This window comes from Saliphagus sp. GCM10025334 (assembly GCF_042663485.1).
GTDB lineage: Archaea > Halobacteriota > Halobacteria > Halobacteriales > Natrialbaceae > Natronosalvus.
On sequence record NZ_JBHTAF010000001.1, the window covers coordinates 835,369 to 859,748 of the forward strand.

Annotated in this window: 26 protein-coding genes; 5 read left to right on the top strand and 21 right to left on the bottom strand. The window is 67.2% G+C overall.

What is annotated here, in order from left to right; translation table 11 throughout:
• Positions 1–21: 21 nt before the first annotated feature.
• The 6 genes from ilvB to ACFQO4_RS03900 form a co-directional block, all read right to left on the bottom strand.
• On the bottom strand, positions 22–1,848 hold the full coding sequence (gene ilvB / locus ACFQO4_RS03875; RefSeq protein ID WP_500259664.1) for a biosynthetic-type acetolactate synthase large subunit: 1,827 nt from the start codon (positions 1,846–1,848) through the stop codon (positions 22–24).
• Positions 1,849–2,275: 427 nt separating this feature from the next.
• Positions 2,276–3,520, bottom strand: a complete 1,245-nt coding sequence (locus tag ACFQO4_RS03880) for a LeuA family protein (protein WP_500260451.1) — start codon at positions 3,518–3,520, stop codon at positions 2,276–2,278.
• Between the two features lie 518 nt (positions 3,521–4,038).
• Positions 4,039–4,494: a thioredoxin-dependent thiol peroxidase gene (bcp, locus tag ACFQO4_RS03885; protein WP_500259665.1), complete on the bottom strand. Its 456-nt coding sequence runs from the start codon at positions 4,492–4,494 to the stop codon at positions 4,039–4,041.
• Positions 4,495–4,564: 70 nt separating this feature from the next.
• Positions 4,565–5,467, bottom strand: a complete 903-nt coding sequence (locus ACFQO4_RS03890; protein WP_500259666.1) for a DNA replication complex subunit Gins51 — start codon at positions 5,465–5,467, stop codon at positions 4,565–4,567.
• A 7-nt stretch (positions 5,468–5,474) separates the two neighbouring features.
• Positions 5,475–6,650: a DNA primase small subunit PriS gene (gene priS / locus ACFQO4_RS03895; protein WP_500259667.1), complete on the bottom strand. Its 1,176-nt coding sequence runs from the start codon at positions 6,648–6,650 to the stop codon at positions 5,475–5,477.
• Positions 6,651–6,739: 89 nt separating this feature from the next.
• A complete protein-coding gene (locus tag ACFQO4_RS03900) occupies positions 6,740–7,219 on the bottom strand; it encodes a GNAT family N-acetyltransferase (RefSeq protein ID WP_312912230.1) in 480 nt (159 codons plus the stop codon).
• Between the two features lie 160 nt (positions 7,220–7,379).
• On the opposite strand from ACFQO4_RS03900, the gene ACFQO4_RS03905 reads away from it, so the two are divergent.
• The 3 genes from ACFQO4_RS03905 to ACFQO4_RS03915 all read left to right on the top strand — a co-directional run bounded on the left by ACFQO4_RS03905 (position 7,380) and on the right by ACFQO4_RS03915 (position 10,672).
• Positions 7,380–7,943, top strand: a complete 564-nt coding sequence (locus ACFQO4_RS03905; RefSeq protein WP_500259668.1) for an archease — start codon at positions 7,380–7,382, stop codon at positions 7,941–7,943.
• Positions 7,944–8,047: 104 nt separating this feature from the next.
• A complete protein-coding gene (locus ACFQO4_RS03910; protein WP_500259669.1) occupies positions 8,048–9,139 on the top strand; it encodes a DoxX family protein in 1,092 nt (363 codons plus the stop codon).
• A gap of 69 nt (positions 9,140–9,208) precedes the next feature.
• The gene (locus ACFQO4_RS03915) at positions 9,209–10,672 is read left to right on the top strand and encodes an RtcB family protein (protein ID WP_500259670.1); all 1,464 of its coding nucleotides are present in this window, start codon (positions 9,209–9,211) and stop codon (positions 10,670–10,672) included.
• Between the two features lie 30 nt (positions 10,673–10,702).
• Here the strand turns inward: ACFQO4_RS03915 and ACFQO4_RS03920 are convergent, their stop codons facing one another.
• From ACFQO4_RS03920 to ACFQO4_RS03980, 13 genes are all read right to left on the bottom strand, one after another.
• Positions 10,703–10,945 (bottom strand): hypothetical protein, encoded by a 243-nt coding sequence (locus ACFQO4_RS03920; protein ID WP_500259671.1) that lies wholly within the window; start codon positions 10,943–10,945, stop codon positions 10,703–10,705.
• A 121-nt stretch (positions 10,946–11,066) separates the two neighbouring features.
• Positions 11,067–11,831 carry an isopentenyl phosphate kinase gene (locus ACFQO4_RS03925; RefSeq protein ID WP_500259672.1) on the bottom strand — a complete coding sequence of 255 codons (765 nt, stop codon included), beginning with the start codon at positions 11,829–11,831 and terminating at the stop codon, positions 11,067–11,069.
• Positions 11,828–12,814, bottom strand: a complete 987-nt coding sequence (gene mvk, locus ACFQO4_RS03930; protein WP_500259673.1) for a mevalonate kinase — start codon at positions 12,812–12,814, stop codon at positions 11,828–11,830. The genes ACFQO4_RS03925 and mvk overlap by 4 nt, the downstream gene beginning before the upstream one ends.
• A gap of 134 nt (positions 12,815–12,948) precedes the next feature.
• Positions 12,949–13,455, bottom strand: a complete 507-nt coding sequence (locus ACFQO4_RS03935; RefSeq protein WP_500260452.1) for a YkgJ family cysteine cluster protein — start codon at positions 13,453–13,455, stop codon at positions 12,949–12,951.
• A 274-nt stretch (positions 13,456–13,729) separates the two neighbouring features.
• Complete coding sequence (locus ACFQO4_RS03940) at positions 13,730–13,900, bottom strand: hypothetical protein (RefSeq protein ID WP_253433598.1); 171 nt, start codon at positions 13,898–13,900, stop codon at positions 13,730–13,732.
• Between the two features lie 143 nt (positions 13,901–14,043).
• Positions 14,044–14,466 carry a DUF8009 family protein gene (locus ACFQO4_RS03945; protein WP_500259674.1) on the bottom strand — a complete coding sequence of 141 codons (423 nt, stop codon included), beginning with the start codon at positions 14,464–14,466 and terminating at the stop codon, positions 14,044–14,046.
• Positions 14,467–14,518: 52 nt separating this feature from the next.
• A complete protein-coding gene (locus ACFQO4_RS03950) occupies positions 14,519–15,373 on the bottom strand; it encodes an adenosylcobinamide amidohydrolase (protein ID WP_500259675.1) in 855 nt (284 codons plus the stop codon).
• Complete coding sequence (locus ACFQO4_RS03955; RefSeq protein WP_500259676.1) at positions 15,366–16,451, bottom strand: aminotransferase class I/II-fold pyridoxal phosphate-dependent enzyme; 1,086 nt, start codon at positions 16,449–16,451, stop codon at positions 15,366–15,368. Before ACFQO4_RS03955 ends, ACFQO4_RS03950 begins: the two co-directional genes overlap by 8 nt.
• Positions 16,441–17,481, bottom strand: coding sequence for a nicotinate mononucleotide-dependent phosphoribosyltransferase CobT (gene cobT / locus ACFQO4_RS03960; RefSeq protein WP_500259677.1), 1,041 nt, complete (start codon positions 17,479–17,481; stop codon positions 16,441–16,443). The genes ACFQO4_RS03955 and cobT overlap by 11 nt, the downstream gene beginning before the upstream one ends.
• Positions 17,478–18,185: an NTP transferase domain-containing protein gene (locus tag ACFQO4_RS03965; RefSeq protein WP_500260453.1), complete on the bottom strand. Its 708-nt coding sequence runs from the start codon at positions 18,183–18,185 to the stop codon at positions 17,478–17,480. The genes cobT and ACFQO4_RS03965 overlap by 4 nt, the downstream gene beginning before the upstream one ends.
• On the bottom strand, positions 18,185–18,991 hold the full coding sequence (cobS, locus tag ACFQO4_RS03970) for an adenosylcobinamide-GDP ribazoletransferase (RefSeq protein WP_500259678.1): 807 nt from the start codon (positions 18,989–18,991) through the stop codon (positions 18,185–18,187). The genes ACFQO4_RS03965 and cobS overlap by 1 nt, the downstream gene beginning before the upstream one ends.
• Positions 18,988–19,974, bottom strand: a complete 987-nt coding sequence (cbiB, locus tag ACFQO4_RS03975; RefSeq protein WP_500259679.1) for an adenosylcobinamide-phosphate synthase CbiB — start codon at positions 19,972–19,974, stop codon at positions 18,988–18,990. The genes cobS and cbiB overlap by 4 nt, the downstream gene beginning before the upstream one ends.
• Positions 19,971–20,705, bottom strand: a complete 735-nt coding sequence (locus ACFQO4_RS03980; protein WP_500259680.1) for an HAD family hydrolase — start codon at positions 20,703–20,705, stop codon at positions 19,971–19,973. The genes cbiB and ACFQO4_RS03980 overlap by 4 nt, the downstream gene beginning before the upstream one ends.
• A 100-nt stretch (positions 20,706–20,805) precedes the next feature.
• Here ACFQO4_RS03980 and ACFQO4_RS03985 point away from each other — a divergent pair, with 100 nt between their 5' ends.
• On the top strand, positions 20,806–21,231 hold the full coding sequence (locus tag ACFQO4_RS03985) for an SHOCT domain-containing protein (protein ID WP_500259681.1): 426 nt from the start codon (positions 20,806–20,808) through the stop codon (positions 21,229–21,231).
• A 236-nt stretch (positions 21,232–21,467) separates the two neighbouring features.
• Here the strand turns inward: ACFQO4_RS03985 and ACFQO4_RS03990 are convergent, their stop codons facing one another.
• Positions 21,468–22,064, bottom strand: coding sequence for a DUF7344 domain-containing protein (locus ACFQO4_RS03990; protein ID WP_500259682.1), 597 nt, complete (start codon positions 22,062–22,064; stop codon positions 21,468–21,470).
• Between the two features lie 882 nt (positions 22,065–22,946).
• Here ACFQO4_RS03990 and ACFQO4_RS03995 point away from each other — a divergent pair.
• Positions 22,947–23,900 carry a transcription initiation factor IIB gene (locus ACFQO4_RS03995; RefSeq protein ID WP_500259683.1) on the top strand — a complete coding sequence of 318 codons (954 nt, stop codon included), beginning with the start codon at positions 22,947–22,949 and terminating at the stop codon, positions 23,898–23,900.
• A gap of 102 nt (positions 23,901–24,002) precedes the next feature.
• Here the strand turns inward: ACFQO4_RS03995 and ACFQO4_RS04000 are convergent, their stop codons facing one another.
• Positions 24,003–24,179 (bottom strand): hypothetical protein, encoded by a 177-nt coding sequence (locus tag ACFQO4_RS04000; RefSeq protein WP_500259684.1) that lies wholly within the window; start codon positions 24,177–24,179, stop codon positions 24,003–24,005.
• Positions 24,180–24,380 lie beyond the last annotated feature (201 nt).

Consider the following 24,380-nt stretch of genomic DNA (forward strand, 5'->3'; position numbering starts at 1 on the left):
CGACCGGTGTCCGTTTGGCGGTCATAGCTGATCCTCCGACAGCGCGAACCGTCCGTTGTCGCCGCCGCTCGGCACCATCGGGTAAACGTTCGCCCGCGGGTCGACGTGGGCGTCGATCACCGAGGGGCCGTCGTAGGCCAGCGCGGCCTCGACCGTATCGGCGACCTCGTCGTAGTCGTCGATGCGGAATCCCTTCGCGCCGAACGCCTCGGCCAGGGTGTCGAACTCGGGACACCAGTTGTACTCCGAGGCGGCGTGTCTACCCTCGAAGAAGGCGTCCTGCCACTGACGAACCATGCCGATGTACTCGTTGTTGAGCACGACGACGGTGATGTCCATGTTCTCGCGGACGGCCACGGCGAGCTCCTGAATCGTCATCAGGAACGAGCCGTCGCCCTCGAAGCAGACGACCTCCTGATCGTCTTCGGAGGCGAGTCGCGCGCCGACTGCGGCGGGCAGGCCGTAGCCCATCGTCCCGAGTCCGTGGCTCGAGACCCAGGTCCGGGGTTCGGTGAACGTCCAGTACTGGCAGGCCCACATCTGGTGTTGGCCGACGCCCGTGGTCACGATCGCCCGGTCGCTCGTGGCCTCGTCGAGCGCCTCGACGACGAACGGCGGCTGGACCGGTTCGTCCTCGGGCGTCCGGTAGGCCATCGAGTACTCGGACTTCCACTGCTGGCACTGGGCGCGCCACTTGGTGGCTCGCGGGGATTCGGACACCTCGTCGGCCAACTGCTCGATCACCGTTTCCGCGTCGCCGACGAGCGGGTACTCCGCGTGGATGTTCTTGCTGATCTCGGCCGGATCGATGTCGACGTGGATGACCTCCGCGTCGGGCGCGAAGTGCTCGATGCCGCCGGTCAGCCGGTCGTCGAACCGGGTGCCGACGCCGATCAAGGTGTCGCAGTGGGTGATCGCCATGTTGGCGTACCCCGTCCCGTGCATCCCGGCCATCTCCATCGCGAGGTCGTGATCCTCGGGGAACGCGCCGAGGCCGGGCATCGTCGTCACGACCGGGATCTCGTGTTCGATCGCGAACGCCCGAACGGCCTCGGTGGCGTCGCCTTTGATCACGCCGCCGCCGAGCAGCATGACCGGCTTCGAGGACTGCTCGATGCGACGGGCAGCCAGGCGAACCGTCTCGGGGTCAGCGTGCTCTCGAACCTCGTAGGTGTCCGGCGTCCGCGGCTGGCCCGGTTCGGTCGAGGTCTCGCCCAGGGTCACGTCCTTCGGCAGGTCGACCAGCGTCGGGCCGGGTCGACCCGCGCCCGCGAGCGCGAACGCCTCGCCGACGTCGTCGCCGACGCGGTCGGGGTCGCTCGAGAACGTGTTGGCCTTCGTGATGGGCTTCGTGACGCCCGTGGTGTCGGTCTCCTGGAAGGCGTCGTTGCCGACCATCCTGGTCGGCACCTGGCCCGTCAGCGCGATCATCGGGTCCGAGTCCATGTCGGCGTCGGCGATGCCCGTCACCAGGTTCGTCGCGCCGGGTCCGGAGGTCGCGAAGCAGACGCCTGGGTCGCCCGAGACGATGCCGTAGGCGTCGGCGGCGTGGGAGGCGCCCTGCTCGTGGGCCATCGTTACGTGGCGGATCTCGGAGTCGTAGAGCGCGTCGTAGACGGGCATGATCGCCCCGCCCTGGACGCCGAAGACGTACTCGGCGCCCGCGGTCTCGAGCGCGCGAATGACTGATTCGGCGCCCGTCGTCACCGGTTTCGTCGAGGCGTCGGTGTTCGAACTCGGTTCGGTCGAGGTGTCGGCGGTGGCTTCGGAATCAGGGTTGCGGTCGCGCTCGGTTTCCGCTGCATCCGCTTCGGTCCGCGGTGTCACCGGTGTCGCGCGTTCACTCATCGATACCCTCCTGCCGCCGGATAGCGGCGATTTCGTGTGTGCTGTCGTGTCATCGTTCGGGGTCGCTGGGGACTGTGGGTGCTGCGTCGCTGGTCGCTGGCAAATCGGTGCAACGTCGGGACAGAGAGGGTGAAGTGAGGGGCTAGGCGGCCCCTACAATAATGAGCGTCGCGACCGCGCCGCTGTCGGCACCGTGAGCCGATTTGAAAGCGCGGGTCGTCATTACTACACTGGTAGACGCCTCGAAGCATATAACCGTTGCCCGAGTGGCAAACGTTGCTCGGGTTCGAGTCAACAGACGAGGGGCGACCACCACTCGAGGCGACGTCGGCGCGCGCGGCGCTCGAGCGGCTGACTGATCCATCCGATCGAACGTCGATCCGCGACAGCCGACGCTGGCCGGCCGAAGCAACCGAAGGGTGCATCGTTACGCCTGCACCTCCTCTCGCTCCCGCTCGGGGAGCCGAGCGACGCCTTCCGCTTCGGCGAATCGCTCGAGGTCGGCGACCGTGACGCGACGCTTCTCGGCGCCGTAGTCCTTGACGCGACGGGTCACGGCCCGTACCTCGGTCTCGGTCGGGTCGAAGCCCGTCTCGACCAGCCGTTCGCGAACCGAGTGGGTCCCCGTGTGTTTCCCCAGGACGAGTCGGCGCCGGGCGCCGACCATCTCCGGGGTCATGACGCCGGGTTCGAAGGTGTCGGCGTTCTCGATAACGCCGGCGGCGTGGATGCCGCTCTCGTGGGAGAAGGCGTTCGCGCCCACGACTGGCTTGTTCGAGGGGACCGGGACACCGCTTCGATCGGCCACGACCTGGGAGAGTTCGGTGATCCGCGTCGTGTCGATGCCCGTGTCGGCCTGGTAGACCGACTCGACGGCCATCACGAACTCCTCGTAGGCGGCGTTGCCGGCCCGCTCGCCGATCGAGTTGACCGAGACCTGCGCCTGGTCGGCGCCGGCTTCGATCCCCGCCAGCGCGTTCGCCGTCGCCAGCCCGAAGTCGTCGTGGGTGTGGACATCGATGCGCGCGTCGGTGTGATCGGTGACCGTCTCGATCAGGTCGTAGAACCGTCGCGGGGTCGCGACCCCGCACGTGTCGGGGATGTTGATCCAGTCGGTTCCCGCCTCCGTGACGGCCTCGATGACCTCGAGCAGGAACGGCTCGTCGGTCCGGGTGGCGTCCATCGGCGAGAACATGCAGATCGCACCCGCCTCGGTGACGCGCTCGACGGCGTCGATGGCGCGCTCGACGACGGCCTCGCGACTCGAGTGCATCGAGTCCTCGATCTGGACGTCGCTCGTGGAGACGAAGACGTGTACCATCTCGACCCCGGAGTCGAGCGCCGCCTCGACGTCTTTGTCGACGACGCGGGCCAGTCCGCAGGTCGTGGTCTGCGTCGACGACGCGATGTCACTGACGGCTTCGAACTCGGCCTCGGAGTTGACGGGGAAGCCTGCTTCGATGACGTGGGTTTCCATTTCGTCCAGCACCCGTGCGATCTCGCGTTTGTCGTCGTACGAGAACGAGGTGCCTGGGGACTGTTCGCCATCGCGCAGGGTCGTGTCGAAAACGCGTGCGGTTGCGATTTCGTCAGTAGAATCTAACGTGCCCTGGAAGAACTCGACCGCCCTGAGGGGTCTCAGAGCCGGTGTCGTTTGGTGTCGACATTGTATCCAACCCCAGGCCCGAGGCAGTATATAAACCTGGCGCTGAAACAGATGCTGGCAGTTTTTGCGCACCGATGTACGATCGTGTGGGTTCGGAAAATCGCACGACGTAAACGACCTATATCGAACGGGTAGACCTTATACGCCACCCAATGATACTATGCCAGTCTCGGACACGGTACGACGCGACACTGTAAATTCCGCTCGGTTTTTTGAGGACGTAACGGTGTGGCCGCTCGCGCGCGTCGAGAGGTGGCCGTTCGTCCAATTGAGTGATTATCGTTGTCGCTCTGGACGAACACCGTCGTCGGCCTGGATACGTATCGTCGCCTACTCAGGTGAACACTACCGTCAACCGTACGAGCACCGCCGTCCATCCAGGTAAGCGCCGCACCAGCGACTCGAAAACTGCTCCAGATAGTCTCAGGGCACCAACCCGGTCGCGATGCTCGTTAGCTCGAATGGAACACGCGTCTAAATCGTCGCCATCGGACCGAGAACCGAAACCAGACCGTCCGGACGGTTCACTCGAGAACGCGCAGCACTTCGTCGGCGTGTCCCTCGGGAGTGACACCCTCGAACACGGCCTCGATCGTGCCGTCCGGGCCGACGACGAACGTGTTCCGGAAGACGCCGTCGAACGTGTTCCCGAACATCTGCTTCTCGCCGTAGGAGTCGTACGCGGCCGACACAGAGCCGTCCTCGTCGGAGAGGAGGTCGAACTCGAGGTCGTAGTCGTCTGCGAAGTCTGCGAGGTCTGAGACGGGGTCGTCACTGATCCCGACGACGGCCGCGTTCTCGGTCTCGAAAGCGGGGCGCGCGTCGCGGAACTCACACGCTTCGACCGTACAGCCCTCGGTGTTCGCCCGGGGGTAGAAGTAGACGATCAGGTACTGACCCTCGAAGTCGGCCAGGCGAACCGTCTCGCCGTGCTGGTTCGGCAGTGCAAAGTCGGGTGCGTCGTCGCCAGCTTCGAGCATGTCCGGTGATTCGTCTCACGAGTTGTAGTGTTGTCGGTCCCTGGGGGCATCACCCGAGATTACTCGAGAGTCACTCCAGCGGTTCGGCCGCCTCGCGCTCGACCAGCGGCGTGGCGTTCTGTTCGGGCAGGGTGACGACGTCGTCGGTCGCGAGGGTGTACTCGCGGTCGTCGATCCCGAGGATCGAGCCCACGTCACGCGTGATGCGGACGGTGACGCGGTCGACGTCTGGTGCAGAACCGCTCGAGTCCTCGGCTCCCGTCGTCTCGGCACCGGGTTCGGCGTCGCCAGCGTCCTCGCGGTCCGCAGGCGGTTCGTCCGGCGGCGGTGGCGGGACGTCGTCGCCGGCGTCTCCCACTCCAGTCGCGGTCCCTGCCTCGGCGGCATCGACGGCATCCGCGTCGTCGCTCGAGGGCAGGTCTCCGCCCATGGCGTCGGCGACGCTGACCGACCCCTCCGACGACGGGTCGGCGGTCGACTCGTCGCTCGCGGACCCGGCAACGTCGGCCAGCGCGTCGCCGGGATCGGCTGACGGATCGGGCACGGTCGACTCGCTCGCGGCCGTTGTCTCCGCGACCGCGTCCTCGTTCCCGTCGAGCACGTCGAGCACGCGCTGTTTGTTGCCCTGGATACGGTCGACGAGGTCCGTGAACAGGTCCGATTCCTCCGCGGTCAGTCCCTCGTCGTCGGCGGGCATTCCGGCCGCCGAAAGACTGGCCTGCTTGACGAGTTTCCCCATCCGACGCTCATAGATGGCCTCGACGACGTCCTTCGCCGTCTCGATTTCGTCCGTCAGGCGCCCGACCTCGGGCGAAGAGAAGGGGTCGTCGGCGGCCTCGGCGACGCGCTCGCGCTCGGCCTCGAGGTTCGCGATGTACTCGCCGACTTCTTTGTAAAATGACGGACGCAGGTGCTGGAGGCTGTCCTTCTGGCGCTCCTTGCTCTGCACCGTGCGTAACTCGTCGAGATTCATTCTTGGTTCATTCTTTCTCCTTTTCGGCGCGACCACGTGCCATCAGAAACATGGCGACGTACTCCGGTAGTGACTGGTCACCCTCCTGGACTGTAAAGATATCGCCCCCCAGTTCGACCTCGCCGCCGCGGTTCACGTCGACGGCGATCTCGTGGCCCCTGAACGTCTCGGGGACGGCGTCGACCAGCGGGTCGAACTCGGCCAGGTCGTCCCTGTCGATTCGTCGCGTCTCGAGCGCGCTGCCGCCGTGGAGGCTCCCCGGCAGTCGAATCAGGCGATTCGTGTCGGTCGTAACCGGTTCGTCGATCGGCGCATTGTCGGCCTCGACGGCCTGGTCGGCGAAGCGCTCGGCGAGCTGGGAGACCGCCGTGTGGACGGTCACGTTCCCCGCCTCGAGTTCCGATCGGTTGTTCCGAGCAGCGTTGAGCGTCGCCTGGGCCTTCCCCTCGCCGATACCGTCGAACGACTGCAACTTCTCGAGGGCGTCCGCTTCTTCGAGGTCGAGCAGGTCGTCGACGTAGGCCATGAACCGCCGGTGGGTGCGTCGGCCCCAGCCGCCGTCGATCGAGAGGTGGCGACGCTGGGTGGGCGTCTTTCGGCCCAGTCCGGCGACGGTCTCGGTCTCGATCAGCGCGTCGTACTCCAGACCGATCCCACGGACGTAGTCGACGATCTCCCGGCGGTGGTCGCTCTCTAACTGTTGAACGCACTCGTCGCGGACGTGAACGTGGTAGCCCCGCCCGCCCGAAAAGACGACCTCCAGGTCCTCGAAGGCGAAGTCGTCCTCGAGGAAGTCGAGCAGGCGAAACAGGGCGTCCTTGCACTTCTCGAGCATCTCGGCGTACGAATCCTCCCCGAGGGTCACGCTCGGCAGGTGGTCGGCGTCCAGGTCGAAAACCAGATCGGACGAGCGCCAGTCCTTCGCGCTCATCGAGTTCGCGCCGGGGTCGCGGTAGCGACCGACCGAGAAGTAGACGTGCTGCGGGCGCTTGCGCTCGAGGAAGTCCTCGAGCGAGCCGAGTTCGAGGAGCGAGCGGTGACGAACCATCGTGGTCTTGGGGCCCTCCGTCCAGGGGATGTAGCCCCACTCGCGTTCGTTCGCCTCCGGGGGCGGGGTGATCTCCGTCCGTCGGTAATGGTCTCGAAACCGCCCCCGAAGATAGGCCCGCGTGCGCTCCTCCATGCGTCCCCGGTAGTCGGCGGCACTGGCATATAGGCGTTTCCGAATGGCCGTCGCTCGAGAGAGTCGCGACAGTCGAGAGAAGCCGATCGCTACCGACGAATTAGTTCCGAAATTCGATCCGAGAGCCCGGCGCTCGAGCCGAGTTTGAGGTAGTAGGCGTCGCCGCCGTCCTCGTAGTAGTTGTCGATGCGGCGCTTGATCTCGAAGCCGAGGTGTTCGTAGAACTGGAGAGCATTCTCGTTGGTCGTGCGGGCGTGGCAGGTGATCGAGCGGTGGTCCTCGGCGACCTGGGCGACGAGGCGTTTGCCGATGCCCTCGCCCCGACAGTCGGGCGAGACGGCCAGAAAGAGGATGTAGCCGTCGCGTCGAACCGCGGCGAACCCGACGAGTTCGGTCCCGTTTCGGACGTAGCAGTGGACCGTCGAGCGCCGGTAGGCGTCGACGAAGAAGTTGCGTCGCTGCTTGAGCACCCCCTCGGCCTGGCTGATCGTCTCCTTGAGCTCCCAGGCCGAGTCGACGAACTCGTCGCTACCGGGTTCGACGACGCGACTGTCGATGTTGACGCTCACTAACCAACCGTACCACCGTCGCCAATATAATTCCACCGGCGGCCGGATAGGCGTTCCTCGCGGAAACGGAGTGAACGACGTCGTTGGCGGTCGCGAAACGATACCGCTCGAGCCTCGCGGAACCGATGCACATAGCACGCTGGCGACGGAACGACTCCCCATGAGCTACGAGCTTCGCGCGCACACCGCGGACGTCGCCGTCGCCGCGAGCGGCGACACCCTCGAGGCAACCGTCGCCGCCGTGGCCGACGGGCTGGCGGCGGCCTCGTGCGACGAGATTCCCGGCGCCGACGCGGACAGGGAGTCGGGTGGCGAGGTGGGGAGCGACTCGAGTGGCGAGGTGGAGAGCGACGCAGATAGCGACGGCCGCTTCACACTCGAGGTGCGCGCAGAGAGCCGCGAGGCCCTCCTCTTCGAGTATCTGGACGAACTCATCTATCTCCGGGACGTCCGCCTCGAGCTACCTGTCGACAACCGCGTTCGGAAGCTCGAGCGGATCGAGGAGGATGCGGGGGACGAAAGCGAGGGCACGGGCGACGAGGATGCACTCGAGGAACCAGCCAGCGGGGACGGACACGCCGACCGCTGGCGACTCGAGGCCGATGCTCGCGGGATTCCGCTGTCGACGATCGACGCCAGGGAGGTCAAAGCCGTCACCTACTCCGAGATGCGCCTCGAGGCCGTCGATGGCGGCTGGGAGGCATACGTGGTATTCGACGTCTGATCGGGATCGAGCGACCACAGGGAGTCACTCGTGGCCGTATCCCCGGCTCCGTCTCGCCCGCTGCAACTCGAGTCCTTTTATCGATCGACCGGATAGACACGACCATGCTCGACGGTCGACGACTTCGCAACCGAATAGCCGCCTCGTGGATCGCCGGAGTGGGTCTGGTCTGGCTCTCGACGTCCGCGACCGCCCACGAGGAGTACGTCGTCGACGAAGAGCGAGAGACGTCGACTCTCGAGTTCCTCGCGGACGGACTCGGCGATCCCGCCGTCCTCGGCCCGCTGCTCGCTGGCCTCATCGGCGTCGGTCTCGCCATGGTGCTCTACCTGCGGATTCGTCCCGTTCCGAACGACGTCGCCGCCTTCCGGACGGCCATGCGGGAGTACACCGAGTTCGTTCCCTGGTTGCTCCGGATCTCGTTCGGCATTCCGCTGGTCGGGGCGGGGTTCTCGGGGTACTTCATTAGCCCCGCAGTGACGGTCGATGTCCGTCTGCTCCAGGTAGCCCTCGGCTTTCTGCTCCTGTTCGGTCTCGCGACGCGCCTCGTCGCCCTCGTAACCCTGGCGGCCTACCTCGTTGGACTGCTCGTCTGGCCGACGCTCCTGTTGCAACTCGAGTTCGTCGGCGGCCTGCTGGCCATCGCCCTCGTCGGGAGCGGACGGCCGAGCGCCGATCACGTCCTCCAGCGCGTCGCCGGCGGCCCGGGGACGCGGTACGGCCGAATCGACCGGGTTCACGACGTGGCCCAGGCGTTCCAGTCGCGAATCGACCCCTACGAGGTGTACGCCCCGACGATCGCCCGCGTCGGCCTCGGGTTGACGTTCATCACCCTCGGCGTCGGCCAGAAACTGCTGCGCCCCGGCATCGCCCTGGCCGTCGTCGACCGGTACGATCTGACGAGCGTCGTCCCCGTTCCGGCCGAACTGTGGGTGTTCGGTGCCGGGTTCACCGAGGCGGCACTCGGCCTCGCGCTCGTCGTCGGCCTGTTCACGCGCGCCAGCGCCGCCGTCGCCATCGCCATGTTTTCGCTGACGCTATTCGCCCTGCCCGATGACCCCGTGCTGGCACACGTCTCGCTGTTCGGGATGGCCTCGGTGTTGCTCATTACCGGCGCGGGTCCCTACGCCGTCGACAACCGCCTCGAGGCCGTCGAAAGCAGACTCGAGGACACGGTCTCGGCCGCGGCCGATTGACCGAGCGTCGGCCGGACTCGCCGAACGCGGTCACAAAGGTCTTTCAGCGACGGCGCCCCACTCTCGAGTATGACCACCACGTTCGACGCCGACGGCATCGTGCTCGAGCAGGTTCGCGAGCACGTCTGGGAGCTCCCACAGGAGGACGGGATGCGCGTCCCCGCACGCGTACTCGCCAGCGAATCGCTCCTCGAGGAGATTAGCGAGGACAAGACGCTCGAGCAGTTGCACAACGCGACGCACCTGCCGGGGATCACGAACTACGCGATCTGTATGCCCGACGGCCACCAGGGGTACGGGTTCCCGGTCGGCGGGGTGGGCGCAATGGACGCCGAGAACGGCTGTATCTCGCCCGGAGCGGTCGGCTACGACATCAACTGTGGCGTCCGGATGATGAAGACCAACCTGACCTACGACGACGTCGCCGGGCACGAGCGGGAACTAGTCGACGCCCTGTTCGAGGCCGTTCCCTCGGGACTCGGCGGCGGTGGCGTCGTCGAGACCGGTGTCGACACCGTCGAGCAGATCCTCGAGCGCGGCGTGGACTGGGCGCTCGAGGCCGGCTACGCGGTCGAGGACGATCTCCTTCACTGCGAGGACGAGGGCGTCCGGGCGGGCGCCGACGCGTCGATGGTGAGCCAGAAGGCGAAGGATCGCGGGAAGAACCAGGTCGGCTCCCTGGGGTCCGGGAATCACTTCCTCGAGGTCCAGCGGGTGACCGACGTGTACGACGACGGCGTGGCGGAGGCGTTCGGTCTCGAGCGCGACCAGATCGTCGTGCTCATCCACTGTGGCTCCCGCGGGCTGGGCCACCAGACCTGCAACGACTACCTGCGGAAGATCGAGCGCCAGCACGGCGGCCTCCTCAATCAACTCCCCGACAAGGAACTCGCCGCCGCCCCCGCCGGCTCTCAGCTGGCCGAGGAGTACTACGCGGCGATGAACGCTGCGATCAATTACGCCTGGGTCAACCGTCAGCTGATCATGCACCAGACCCGCGAGGTGTTCGCGGACGTGTTCGACCGCCCCTGGGAGTCGATGGAGATGGACCTCCTCTACGACGTGGCTCACAACATCGCGAAGAAGGAGGTCCACGAGGTCGACGGCGAAGATCGGGAATTGTACGTTCACCGGAAAGGTGCGACGCGGGCGTTCCCGGCGGGTCACCCCGACGTCCCCGCAGCCTATCGCGACGTCGGCCAGCCGGTGATCATCCCCGGGAGCATGGGCGCCGGCAGCTACGTCCTTCGCGGGGGCGAAAATTCACTCGACCTCACGTTCGGCTCGACGGCCCACGGCGCCGGCCGACTGATGAGTCGCACCCAGGCCAAAAACGAGTACTGGGGCGAGGACGTCCGCGAGGACCTCGAGTTGGGCCAGGGGATCTACGTCAAGGCCCAGTCGGGGGCGACGGTGGCCGAAGAGGCCCCGGGCGTCTACAAGGACGTCGACGAGGTCGTGCGCGTCTCGGACGAACTCGGGATCGGCGACAAGGTCGTTCGGACGTTCCCGGTGTGTAACATCAAGGGGTGATCGCCGTTAGATCCGGCGGCCTCAGTTTCGTCAGTTGATCCGGAACGGGCTGTCGTCCTCGTCACCCTCGCCACCACCATCTTCGTCTCCGTCTCCGCCAACGTCACCGTCGACGTACGGCTTTCTCGCCGTGATCGTCACCTCGGCCTCGGGGGCATCCTCGTCGACCCACGGACTGTCGTAACTCGAGAGTTCGAGGCCGGTGACCTCCCAGCCGGCGTCTTCGATCAGGTCGACGAGTTCGCGCTGGTCGTCGAGCATGTCTCGGTCCATAGGCGCCGTTCCACCTCGAGGACGGTAGCCGTTGGGTTTCGTGTGCCGGGGCCGGCTCCGGAGAGGTGCTGAATATGAACGGCGCCCGGCCCGAAACGGGCAACGGTCGACGGCCGGCCGACTACTCGATCGTCGTCCCCGGACCTTCCCCGCGGAAGAACGCCGGCAGTGACTCGAGGCCGAAGATCGAGGCACGGCTCTCGAGGGCGAGCAGGGCCCGCACTTTCGCCGCCATGCCGCCGGTGACGTCCGTGGACTCGCTAGCGCCGAGGACGGCCTCGACGGCTCCGTAGTCCTCGATGCGCTCGATCACGTCCCCCGCGTCGTTGAGCACACCGGGAACCGTCGAGCACAGGCCGACGCGCTCGGCCTCGAGGGCCGTTGCGAGTTCGACGATCAGTTCGTCGCCACTGACGATGGTGACGCCCTCCCCCCGGTGGCTCACGACGTCGCCGTGCAGGACGGGGACGAACCCCTCCGCGAGCATCGTCTCAACCGGCGCCGTGGGGAGGTCGAGTCGGCCCTCGGCGTCCCGCGATGCGACCGAGAAGGGGTGGACCGGAACCGCGGGGACGTCACGCTCGAGCAATCGCTCGAGGACGAACCCGTCGAGCGTCTTCATCGCGCCGTGGATCGCGTGGACGGCGCCCACGTCGTGCGTACCGTCGGTCGTGCTCACGCCGTGCTCGCTCGCGTGAACGTGGCCGAAGCTCCCGCCGCCGTGGACGATGACGAGGTCGTCGACGTCTCCCGACTCGAGCGCCGTCGCGACGGCGGCGGCGGCCGTCTCGAGGGAACTTGCGTCGAGCGTCTCGTCGCGATCCTTGTCCGTCACGACGCTGCCCCCGAGTTTGACGACGGTCGTTCCGGTTCCGATCCTGGTCATGCGAGTCGCTTCACCCCCTTTTCGGCCAGTTCGGCCCGGAATGCGTCCTCACAACCGGGCGTAAAGCGCAGGGCCGTCTCCGTTTCCGGGGTGGGATCGAGCGCGACGATACACCCGCCTCCGCCCGCGCCGGTGAGCTTCGCCCCGTAGGCGCCCGCATCGCGAGCGGCCCACACCATCGTCTCGAGGTCCCGCGCCGAGACGCCGAGTGCCGAGAGCAGGCCGTGATTGAAGTTCATCAGTCGACCGACTTCCTCGAGGTCACCCGCCTGGAGAGCCGACTCGCCCCTGCGGACGACGTCGCCGATTGCCTCGACCGTGTCGGCGGCGAAGTCGTACTCCTCCCGGAGGGCACGGACGCCGGCGACCAGTTCGCCTGTCTCGCCAGCGCCGCCGTCGAAGCCGATGACGAAGGGTAGCTCCGGTGCCTCGATCGATCGGCAGTCGTCGCCCTCGACGCGGACGGCGCCGCCCGTCGCCGAGCAGAAGGTGTCAGCGCGGGAGGCCTGCCCCTCCTGGACCGCGTGCTCGGTCCGGTAGGCTCGCTCGGCCAGTTCGTCGGTTTCGAGGGTGAGCCCGAGTTCCCGCGTCGCGGCGTCGATGGCGGCGACCACGACCGCGGCGGAGGAGCCGAGGCCCGCCCCGAGCGGAATCTCGCTCTCGATGGTGACGTCGAAGCCGACGTCGTCCTCGCCGGTGACGTCGTGAACCTGTTCGATGGCGCCGTCGACGTAGCCCATCGCGGCGCTGATGAGCGGTTCGGGGACGTTCACGTCGTGGCGGCCGTCGTGCTGGCCGCCGTACTCGACGGTGAAGCCGTCTATACTGAGGTCGTCCGCCTGTACCCGGAGTCGGTCGTCGGACCGCTGTTCGACGGTGACCCGCGCCCGTCGCTCGATGGCACAGGGGACCGCCGGCTCGCCGTAGACGACCGCGTGCTCCCCAAACAGATAGACCTTCCCGGGAGCGCTCGAGACTGTCATGTGGGGGCGTTCGGACGACGACGGTTAATAGCTATCTTCTCGCCGTCGCGGTTCGCGACCGGAGAGTGTTGACTATACAATCTATAGTATTATACGGACATCCCAATATCGGCTGCTACCACTCCGAGACCGCCTCAGAGCACCCGGTCGCTGTCCGGATTCTCGAGGTCCCACAGCAGTTCGGGGAGAAACGCCTCGAGGTTGTCGACGACCCGGCGCTCGCTCACACCGAGACCTTCGCAGTGGTCGTGCGCCGAGTCCCGAATATCGACGTGGAGCCCGTCATCCTCGAGCCAGACGCCCAGCGGGAAGACTGAGCACCGCGTCGGTTTCCAGTCTTGCTCGATGTGAAGCGAACACAGGCCGTCCTCCCGGAGGAAGGCGCAGGCCTGGCCGTCCTCGGCGACGTGTTCCTCGCGGCTTTTGGCCTCGCGGGTCACGAACGGTTCGCCGCGAAACTGGGTGGTCGTCTCCGAGAGATTCGCCCGCTGGGCTAGCTCGAGGAGATCCCGGTCGTAGAGCAAGACACCGTGGTGGCAACACCAGGTGCAGTCCTCGACGCACTCGAACGTGAGGTCGGGATCGAACTCGACGATCACCTCCCGATCGGGGTACACCTCGACGGGAAACGGCGGTTCCACGTCGGGTGCGATTTCGCTCGAGTCGAGTTCAGTGTGTGTTTCGGGTGCAGACGGTCGGTCCAGGCCGAGGTGGGGATCGGTCTGGGTGCGGTCGCGGTTCCGGTCGCTGTCGCCGGCGCTGGCACCGGCGCCAGGGCTGGCATCACCGTCGCCATCCCGCGTCTCGCGCTCGCTCCCGGCATCGTCGGTCACGCTCGAGTCGAGGGGGCGCCGACGGAAGTGCCTTCCCACTCGAAAATCCGCGTCGAGGACGCTCCCGCGAACCGTTCTCAACTCACTGCCCGACGACGAGGTAGGTCCGCGCGCCGCGGTGCTCGAGCGAGACGGCGTCGGTGTCGACGCTCGTGCGAACGAACTCCTCGACACCGGCGGCGTCGAGGTCGGTGACGTCGATTCGCCGCGTGCGTTGCTGTCTCGAGTCGTCGTGGGTCGAAGCGGTGTGCATACGTTGGCATTCGACCCGACCAACGTGAAGTCGATCCGTCCGCAGTGAAAGTGAAACTGATGACGGATACGGGCTCGATAGCGCCCGAATGGCCCGAAAACGACGTCCCCCTTCTCAGCCGAGCGTACTCACCGACGGCCAATTCACCCGAGTGTGCTCACCGATACCCGGTGTGGGCCATTGGCCGTCTCGAAGGCCGCCGACTCGACGATCGACTCCCGCGCTCGTTCGGCCCACGCTTCGAGCGCGTCGGCGCGTTGCTCTCGGACCGTTCCGGCACTCGCCTCGCCGTCGACGTGCTGTTCGACGTCCTCGAGCGTCGGATACGCCGCGACGGTTTCGGCGTCGAGTAGATCCGCGGCCTCGAGGTGAACGGCACCGGTTTCGGTCGAATCGTCGACCCGGTAGACGTGCAGGCGGGCGCGCATTCGGCCGTGGAAGGGCGGCGTCGCCCGCAGAACCGCTCGGCCAGGGTTCTCACGGGTGTAGACGAACGCGTTCACCACGTCCTCGGCGGCGACGGCCAGCGAGCGAATCGTTGTGGGATCGCGTGCGTCCCCCGACATGGTAGATCGCAGGTGGCGAACGGGCAAATATGCTTGCTCGAGGTGAGTCGGATCACGGGCGAAAGACCGTCGCCCGCGCGTCCGTCGAGACGCCGTACTCGGCCGTCTGGACGCTCGCCGGAATCGTCGCGTCGGTTCCCTCGTACCGGGACGCCAGTGACGCCGTGATCGCCTCCCGAACGCACGCCCGGGTCGCCGCGCCGACGGCCGTCGCACTGCCCGAGAACGGGAGGTTGGAGCCAGACGGGTCGTGGCCGACGACGATCGCGTCCGTCGTCGTTCCAGGGAAGCCCGTTCGCGCGAGGAGCGTCGCCGCCTTCGCTTCCGCCGCAACCGCGAGGAGGTTCTCGAGGGCTCCCGCCTCGAGCGCGTGGGTCGTCCCGACGATCAGGTTGACCGTGCCGGCGTGGCGCTCGCTTCCTCGCTCGCCCCCATCGTCCCTATCGTCCCCCGTGTTCGACCCCTCGCTCCGCTCGAGGGAGTCGGGCTCGAGCCGTCCGTCGGGCAACGACCCTCCCGCGGGATCCATCGGCAACGCGGCCGGGTTCGAGATGCCGGCCGTGGCGTAGACCGTGACCGACCCGCAGCGGGCGCCGCGCGCGTGCTCCAGGTCGACGCCGGTGAGCAGGACGGGGCGATCACGCTGGCCGTCCACAAAACCCGCCCGCTCGAGGCGCGCCTCGACGTAGCGCTCGAGGTCGTCACAGTGCCAGCCTTCGGGAACCGAGACGTTGAACGCCCGGTCGGTTCGCGATCGGCCGCCGTTCCAGCCCGAGGAGAGCCACTCGGCCCCGGGCCGGTGGACACAGAGGATGCCGTCGGTTCGCTCGGCTCGGTACTCGGCGTCGGCGTCGGCATCGGTGTCGGTGTGGACGTTGGCGTCGGCATCGGCGTCAGTGTTACCCATCCACCAACACCTCGAGAAGCCGATCGTTCGCGTCGCGGTCCTTGACTGCCACGCGGACGTGGGACTCGAGCCCGCGGAAGGATCGGGCGTCCCGTATGACGATCCCGGCCTCACGGGTTCGCTCGAGGAGGTCGTCGACGGGATCGGTCGCCGCGCTGTCACCATCGACGGAACCGGCTGCCCCGCCGTCACCGCCGTCGCCGTCGACCTCGAGCAACAGGAACGGCGCGCTCGAGGGGGCCACCACGTAGCGGCCGTCCGCCAGCAGCGCCTCGCGCAGCCGCTCTCGCTCTTCGGCGACTCGCTCTCGCGTGTCGCGGACGAACGCCGTCTGCCCCATGCAGTACGCGCCGACGGCGGCTGCGGGCGAGCCGAGGTTCCACGTGCGACGGGCCGCCTCGAGGCGCTCGCCGAGCGGGCCGAACGCGACGGCAAACCCCGCTCTGAGCCCCGGCAGCCCGAAGAGTTTGGTGAGCGAGCGGGCGACGACGACGCAGTCGTCTTCCCGTCGAGCCATCGATTCCTGCTCGGTGAACCCCAGAAACGCCTCGTCGACGAGCAGCGTCGTCCCGGCCGCTCGGCACCGATCGGCTAGCCCCTCGAGCCGCGAGCGATCGGGGAGGTCGCCCGTGGGGTTGTTCGGCGTGCAGACGACGACCACGTCGACATCCCGCAGCGACTCGACCGCGAGGTCGCACACCGCCTCGTGGGGGACGAACCGCGGCGTCGCTCCCTGGAGGCGAACCTCCCGGGCGTACTCGCCGAAACTCGGGTGCGGAACGACGGCGAGATCGCCCGGCTCGAGGGTCACCTCGAGGGCGAGGCGAATCGCGGCGAGGCCGCCCGGCGTCGGCACGACAGCGGACGGGTCACAGCCGACGTAGGTTCCGGCAGCGTCCCGGTACGCTGGATACCCGTCGTTCGGATACCGCCGGGCCGACTGGAGCGCGTCGGCGTAGACCGACTCGACGCCCGCCGGCGTCCGCGGATTCGTGTTCGCCGAGAAGTCGAGCAGCGAGCGGTCGGGTTCCCCGCCGTGGGGAACGCGCCCTTCGTCGTCGATGGCGTCAGGATGCATCGCCACCCCTCGAGTCCGGTGATCCCGGCACCTCCGGCGCCGTCTCATTGTCGACGCCCAGTCGCTCGCAGACGACTTCGATCCGTCGGCGAACGGTCGCCATCTCTCCAGGCGGAACGAGCGAGAGCGCCCCGCCCATGGCGACGCCCTCTTTCGCCTCCCCGGCGCAGTACCGGGTCATCGAGACGTGTTCGCTCCGCTCGAACGCGGGGTCGGTGACGACCACCTCGAGGTCGAACCGGTCGCCGGCCGCTTCGAGGTCGACGCTCGGATCGTCGGCCACGAACGAGGTGGTCGCGAGTCGGAGCGGCCCGTCAACCCCGGCGTGGCGGAGGACGGCCGCGACGGCGACCAGTTGCGTCCCCCCGGCGAGGGTCACGTCGACGCCGGCCTCGAGCGCCCCGGCCGCAACGCCCGTGACCGTGGCCTGGACGGGGTCGCCCACCGCCCGGATCGCCGCCAGTGGATCGCCCTCGCAGTCGCCGGGCGCGAGGTCGCTCGCCGCTAGCCCCGTCTCGACGACCGCCCGCTTGCGCTCGAGCGGATTCCGGGGTAGCGACGACGAGACGCCGATGGGCGCTCCGAGGGCGGTCGCGACCCCCAGGGCGGTCGTCGTCCCGCCCGGAATCGTCTCGCCGATCAATACCCGGTCTTCGGGGAGCGTCGCGCCGAACCGGCGGGCCCGGTCGTAGATCCCCGCAGCGTCCGGTACCGCGACGGCCTCGCGAACGTCGGCGCCTGGATCGGCCGCGAGGTCGACCGTCGGGGCGGCCGTCGGTTCGAACAGGCCGGCCTCGAGCACCGTCGCGTCGAAGCCGACGACCTCCCGAACGGCGCGGGTGATCGCCGCCGGGGTCGGGCACCCGGCCGGGCTCACCGGGGTGATGGGCGCGGCCGTCGGCCGACCGTAGACGAGGATTTCGGCGTCTGCTGGCGGCGTGTAACCCATCACTTCGGTCGACGCCCCGGCGGCACTGAGCCCGTCGATGAGTCCCGTTTCGGTCGACCCGGCGGCGAGGAGGACTCTCATCGGAACGCCTCCTCTTCCTCCTCCCCGTCGCCGTTCCCATCGCGGCAGTACGTCTTCGCCACGCGGGCGTCTGTTCGTCTGTTCACGTTACAGGCCAGTCTGTGGTCGTAGCTGCGTGCAATCATCGTTTCACTGGAGGTGCCGACGACGTTGACCCCGGTCGGTACGAGGTGGCGGTCTGACTCGAGCGTCGCGTCGACGCTGAACCCGAGCCGTCGTTTCAGCGCGGTCGGGACGCAGACGGTCATCGACGGCGCCGGCGCTTCCCCGCCGTCACCGCCTTCCTGTCTCCTCGCCCGAACGCGGCGCCGGTACCGCTCGAGAACGTCGTCTACCGTCGCCACCTCGAGCAACGGAAGATCCGCGGCCACGGTCAGCACCGGCGTCGAAATCGGGGACGAGTCCGACTCGAGGATCGACCCGAGGTCGGTGACGTACCCGTCGCCGGCGGTCTCGATGACCCGTTCGGGCGTGGCAGGCGTGGTGGTCTCGACGCCCCCGTCGATCTCACGGGAACGCGAACAATCGCGTTCCGCCAGATGCTCGTGAGTGTCGGGCGCGTTCGGCGAAACCGCGACGGTAATCCGGTCGACCGCGCTCGCCTCGAGCGCCGCGAGAACCCGATCGATCATCGCGACGCCGCCGATCTCGTACAGCGGCTTTTCGACTTGGCTCTCCAGTCGAGTTCCCTGCCCGCCGGCCATCACCAGAGCGTCCACGCGATCACCCCCAGGTGGACGCCGAGCAGGCGTCCGGCCTCGTTTGCCGCCCCGAAGACGTCGCCGGAGACGCCGTCGAGTCTTCGTCGGGCCCAGAGCCACGGAAGGGCGGTTCCCGCGAGCGCGCCGACGAGAGCCGCGGCCGCGGCCGGGTGGGGCCATGTCAGCGCGACCGCCGGAATCGCCAGCGCCGCGGGACCGAGAAACGTAGACGGGCCCACGGCGTCCGTCAACTGCGAGCCGAATCCCTCGTGAGCGGCCGTCCCGAAGCAGGCCATCGCGGCCATTCCAGTCTTGGCGCCGACCTCAGCGGCGACGGCGACGCCCACGGCGACCGCGACGGGCGCGACAGCGAGCGCGAGCGCGCCCAATACGAGTCCCGCCACGACCAGCGAGACGGAGAGCAGCGCGCCGACGCCGGTCGTCGTGTCCGTCATGACGGCCCGCCGGCGATCGGCGTCGCCGTGGACGACGAGCGCGTCGCCGAGGTCGGCGACGCCGTCGAGATGGTGGATCCCGGTCAGGCCGAAGACGGCCAGCAGGTATCCGAAGGCAATCGACTCGGCCGGAAGCCAGGTTGAAGCGAGGAAGACGATTGTCGCCAGGGTCCCGACGATCCATCCCACTATCGTGAAGGTCCACGGCCTCGAGCAAAACGCCTCCCAGTCGTCGCTCGCGGCGGTAGTTTCCCCGCCCGCGTTTCGCGACCTCGAACCGACGGGGAGCCGCGTCAGGAAGGCAATCGCTCCACTGAGGGCACGAACGGGGACGCCGACTCGGCCGCCGATCACGGCACCACCCCCCGGACGCGGGTCGCGACGAAATCGGTGGTTGGCGCGATCAAGGCCTCGAGCGTCGGGGCGGACGCCGCACAGACTGCCGCCACCACCACAAGCGCGGCGGCGGCCATGCCGACCACCGACACCGCACGCTGGCCGTCCTCCAGGCTCGGGAGCGACCCCTTGGGGTTCAAAACGTACGCTCCCGGCTTCTCGAGACGGACGTCGAGCGCGCACGCAAGCGTCGCCATCGGCCACCCTGAGTTCGGCGAGTCGGGAATCCGCGCCCAGCGACGGGCGCAGAGCAGCGTTCGCGGTCGCCATGTCGCCAGGACGAGACAGCACGCGGTGGCTCGAGCGGGGACGGCCATCACGAGGTCGTCGAGGCGGGCACTGGCGGTGCCAATCGGTTTCGACGGATAGCCGAGCATCGAGTCCAGGGTATTGACGCCCTTGACCCAGGCGGCGGCCGCCGCAGCGGCGGGGAGCGAGATCGGACCGAGAAGCGCGAACGGGAGGAGCGTCGCGGCGAACCCGTCGGCGAGGTTCTCGGCCGCGCTCTCGACTGCCGCCGAACGGATTTCGGCGTCCGTGAGCGAGTCCACGTCGCGTCCGACGAGGCCACGAACGCGCTCGCGGGCGGTCTCGAGGTCGTCCCCGGTCGCCGTGAGGACCGCTCGCGTCAGGTCAAGGAGCGCGCGGAGGCTCGTGGTCAGAAAGAGGATGAGCGCGGCGGCGACCGCGCCGTAGAAGGGGTCGATCCCTCCCGTCGCGACGACGAGATACCCCGCGATCATCGCCGGAATCAGGGGAACGAATAGGGCGACGAGGAATCCGATTCGACGCTGCGTTCGATCGTTCGCGGACCAAGGCCGGTCAAGTCGATCGATCAGTCGACCCAGCCACGCCACGGGGTGACAACGCGTCGGCGGTTCCCCGACCAGCAGATCGAGACTGAGCGCCAGGCCGATCGCGGCGAGCGTTTGTACCGTCATTTCACGTGGTCACTCGAGTCGTCGTTCGAACCGCTGTCACTCGAATCGCCGTCACAGGCCGGCTCTCCGCCGGTCGGCGCCGTCGCCGAACTGTTTTCTAACACCAATTCGAGCCGATCGGGGACCGACTCGAGAGGCGTCTCCTCGAGCACGATCGACGTTCCCCCGGCCGCGTCGACGCCGCCGTCGGTTCGCGGATCGTCGCCCACGTGGACCAGGTCGGTGACGTCGACCCCGAGCCGTCGCGCCGTCGTCTCGAAGATGTGCGGCGATGGTTTGCGCCACCCACAGCCGACGCTCGTCACGACGGCGTCGAAGTCGTCTCGCTCGAGCGTCGAGCGAGCGAGTGTCCGGCCGACCAGTTCCGGAACGGCGCAGTTCGAACAGACGGCGACGGATCCGGCCTCGCGAGCGGCCTCGACCGCACGACGGGCGCCGATCCGGGTCTCGACGTCGGGGTCGAACGCGGCGACGACGGCCCGACGAACGACGTTCCCCGCCCCGGTCTCTCGCCACTCGACGCCGGCGCTCGAGAGCGCCCGGCCGACGTGGGCCGGGAGCGGCACCTCCGCACCCTCGGGGGCGTCGATGGTCGGGCGAGCGTAGCGCTCGGCCCAGTCGCCGGGGACCGCCACGCCGCGTTTCTCGAGTTCGGACGCGACCGCCGTCGCCGGGTCCGCAGGGCGGTCGACGGCGACGAGCGTGCCGAACAGGTCGAACGAAACTGCCACGTGCGTGTGACTGGTGCAAGTCAACTTGAGTTTCGCGGTCTGCGCCGGCCACAGATTCGTCACTCGGAAGACGTTTTCCCTCATCCTCTGATCGAATCCTATGCGAGCGAAAACGAGTCGATTACTCGGCTCGATCCCCGCACTGATCGCCGTCGGGACGCTTCCAGTAGCGATTCTCGCCTGGTTTACGGTCGGCGTGTCAGCGGCCGTCTTCGTCGTACTCTTCTGCTGGGTCGGCCTGCTGCCGCTGTCGGGGGTGCTCATCGAGGAGGTCCTCGGAATCGACGGCGACCAGCACGACCCGGTGGTTGACGAACGCCGACCTGCGAGCCCCGACGAATCAGCGACAGACCCCGTCGAGGTCCTCCGGGAACGCTACGCCCGCGGCGAGATCGACGACGAGGCGTTCGAACGCGGTCTCGAGACGCTGCTCGAGAGCGAAGGGAGCGACCCCGAAACGATCCTCGAGCGCCGGCGGAATCGTTCGGAACCTGGCGACCGAAAAATCGAGCGCGAAACGAGCTAACGCTAACGCCGTCGCTCAGCGCGTAGAGGGGCTCCCGCGAGGGAACAGATTGCTGGCACGCGAACTGCTCCGGTACTGGATGACCTCGGGAGCCAGTTTCGTGTACGTGCTCGAGAACTAAAAGTGCTTCTCGATAATTCGGCCACGAACGGGTCGGTACCCGAGGTTTGCATCGCTGGTCGAGTCGAAACAATCACCGCGTCGCAACCCGCGCGACCGAAGCGCGGCCGTCGAGATTACTGGATCCGGGACAGCTTCTCCTCGATGACCTGCTGGAATCGGTGGTTCACGAAGACGTGCACGAACGAGACCGCGAGGAAGGCCGCGACGATCACGCCAGCGAGGGCCGAGAGCGGGATGGCCGAGATTCCGGGGACGCCGAGGAGGCCGGCGGCGAGTACCACCGCGCCCACGACGCTCATGGCCGCGTACCACCGATCCCACCGCTCGCGACGGTGGGTGTCCGTGTCTAGGTACATGACCAGTAAATCCGCGTTGTCAGCCAGGGTGATGAGACCGCGATCCTGGTCGTAATCGACGATACCCGCGTCGTCCATCTTCGGCAGATGCGTCTGGTAGAGGGCGACGTAGACTCGTTTTCGCTGATCGGAACTCAGGGCGTTGACGTCGGTGTCGTTCTCCCAGGCTGCGATCTGTTCGGCGAGTTCACCCAGCGTTACCGTCTCCTCGGCCTCGAGTAAGTACGCGAGTACCTCTCGCCGTCGCCGGTTTTTCAGCAACTCGAAGATGACGTCTTTCGAGAGCGTTTCGTCGGTATCGTTCGCCGTAACGGAGGTTATCTCCTCGGGAAGGGACGTATCGATGGAGGACATTACCGGCACCCCCCGCCGGGAACTCGACGCCCGAACGCGGCCGGTCGCGCTCGAGTGCCGCTCGATCGCACCTGACTCGACCGGCTTCGGAGTCGGGTACGAGTCGGTTCCGTCCACCGTAGTTGATCGTTTACTGCCACCACAGAGCCGCTCGGCTCCGCCGGGGGAGACCGCTGTCCCGGCGAAGGGATACTCGCAATCACGTTTGACACACCAGTTTCTACGCCAACGGTATCAGTCTTAAACGCGGTCACGTTTTGCATTGGTTGCGAAGCCGGTACGTCGCCGCTTCTCGTCTCGAACGAGGGTCGTGACGGCTCTCGCTCGAGTCGGTCGAATCGCGACTCGCCCGATGCACCGTTTGTATCGGCGATAGGGGCTGTATCGAGCGCATACTGGGCCGACCGACCGACGTTTCGCAGAGACGGGGGCCGCTTGAAGCGCGCCCTGCGGGGCGATCGAAAACGGGCTAGCGAGGGCTCCTCGGGACCACGTTGGCCGGTACGTCCGTCCTTGACGAGCGGGTGGACTCTATCCAGCGACACGCGCGTCCTTCTCGAGAACCGACCGCTTAACGGTCGTGGTCGGTTCGTCATCGAAGCCGACCGTTACTCCCCTCAGTCGTCACTTACCGAGTTGTACACAGTCAGTGTGCTCGTGCGAGGCCGGAGTTGAAGCGCCGTGTGCCTAGGTTGAACCGGCCTCTGGCGAGGGTCGGTCCGACGTTCGATCCGCCGGCGCGGGGTGGCCATCGACCACGCCTACCGACGCGCGTCGAGCACCAACCTGCCGAAGGTGGCGCCGTAGCCGGCGGAAAGTCCCTGTTACTCTCGAAACCATGTGACCCCCTTACAAAGACGGCTGGGTTCTCACCGCCTACTAATGACGCGGTCCGTCACCGAACGCACACGACAGGAGTCACAGCGGACGAACAGCGGCCAGTGTCCGGATTGTGAGACGAACACGGTCGTGAGCGATCCCGACCGCGGCGAACTGGTCTGTCGGGAGTGCGGTCTCGTCCTGAGCGAAGAACCCATCGACTACGGCCCCGAGTGGCGGGCGTTCAACGCCAAAGAACACGATCAGCTCTCTCGCGTCGGCGCCCCGCTCACCCAGTCGATGCACGACCGAGGACTCACGACCACCATCGACTGGCGCAATCGGGACGCGAACGGCCACACGATGTCGGCCGACAAGCACGGACAGCTCCACCGGCTTCGCGTCTGGCAAGAACGCATCCGCACGAAGAACGCCGGCGAGCGGAATCTCAAGTACGCCCTCTCCGAGATCGACCGCATGGTGAGCGCCCTCGGCCTCCCCAACTCGGTCAAAGAGACCGCGAGCGTCATCTACCGGCGGGCACTCGACCGGGACCTCATCCGCGGACGATCCATCGAGGGGGTCGCCACCTCGGCGCTGTACACCGCCTGCCGAGAGGAGGGGATTCCACGGAGTCTCGAGGAGGTGACGGCCGTCTCGCGGGTCGATCAGCGCGAGATCGGACGGACCTATCGCTACATCGCCGACGAACTGAACATCAATCTCGAGCCGACGAATCCCCGCCAGTTCGTCCCCAGATTCTGTTCCGAACTGGGCGTCGGCAAGGACGTCGAGTCGAAGGCGGTCGAGATCATCGACGCGACGACCGACCAGGGACTACACTCGGGAAAGTCACCGACCGGATTCGCCGCCGCTGCCATCTACGCCGCCGGACTCCTGTGTAACGAAACGATCCCCCAGCGAGCGGTCGCGGAGACCGCCCAGACGACCGTCGTCACCGTCAGGAACCGCTACCGGGAGCAACTCGACGCCATCGATCAGAGCGTCGAGGCCTAGTCGTCGCGGCCACGACAGTACTCGAGTGGGCGTTGTTTTGGTTCCGAAGCGACCAGGGGAGAGAGCGGTCGCGAGTTATCGTCGACGCGACCACGTTGCCTTTCACATGATCGAGCGTTCGTCACCACTGTAGACGTCCTCGTCGAGCAACGCGTGGAGGGACTGGTATGGGACGAACGCGACGAACGCGTCGTCCTCGTCGAACAGTTCGACGCCCGTTTCGGTGTGTTCGTAGCGCGCACAGATGATCTGGCCTTCGGGCAGGATCGCGCGATACATGGGTTCGAATACGCCAGCGGGTGGTAAAGCCGTTTGCCTCGACCGCTGAAACACCACAATCATTATGTCGCCGTGTACCAAAATTTTCGCTGGCGCATACCACCAACACCACCACCTACCGCTGTGCGCCCGGCTGCCACTGCAGCCGTTTTGTGCGGATAGCACCACCCTGGCATCGAGCGACGCGCTCGAGCGAAATCG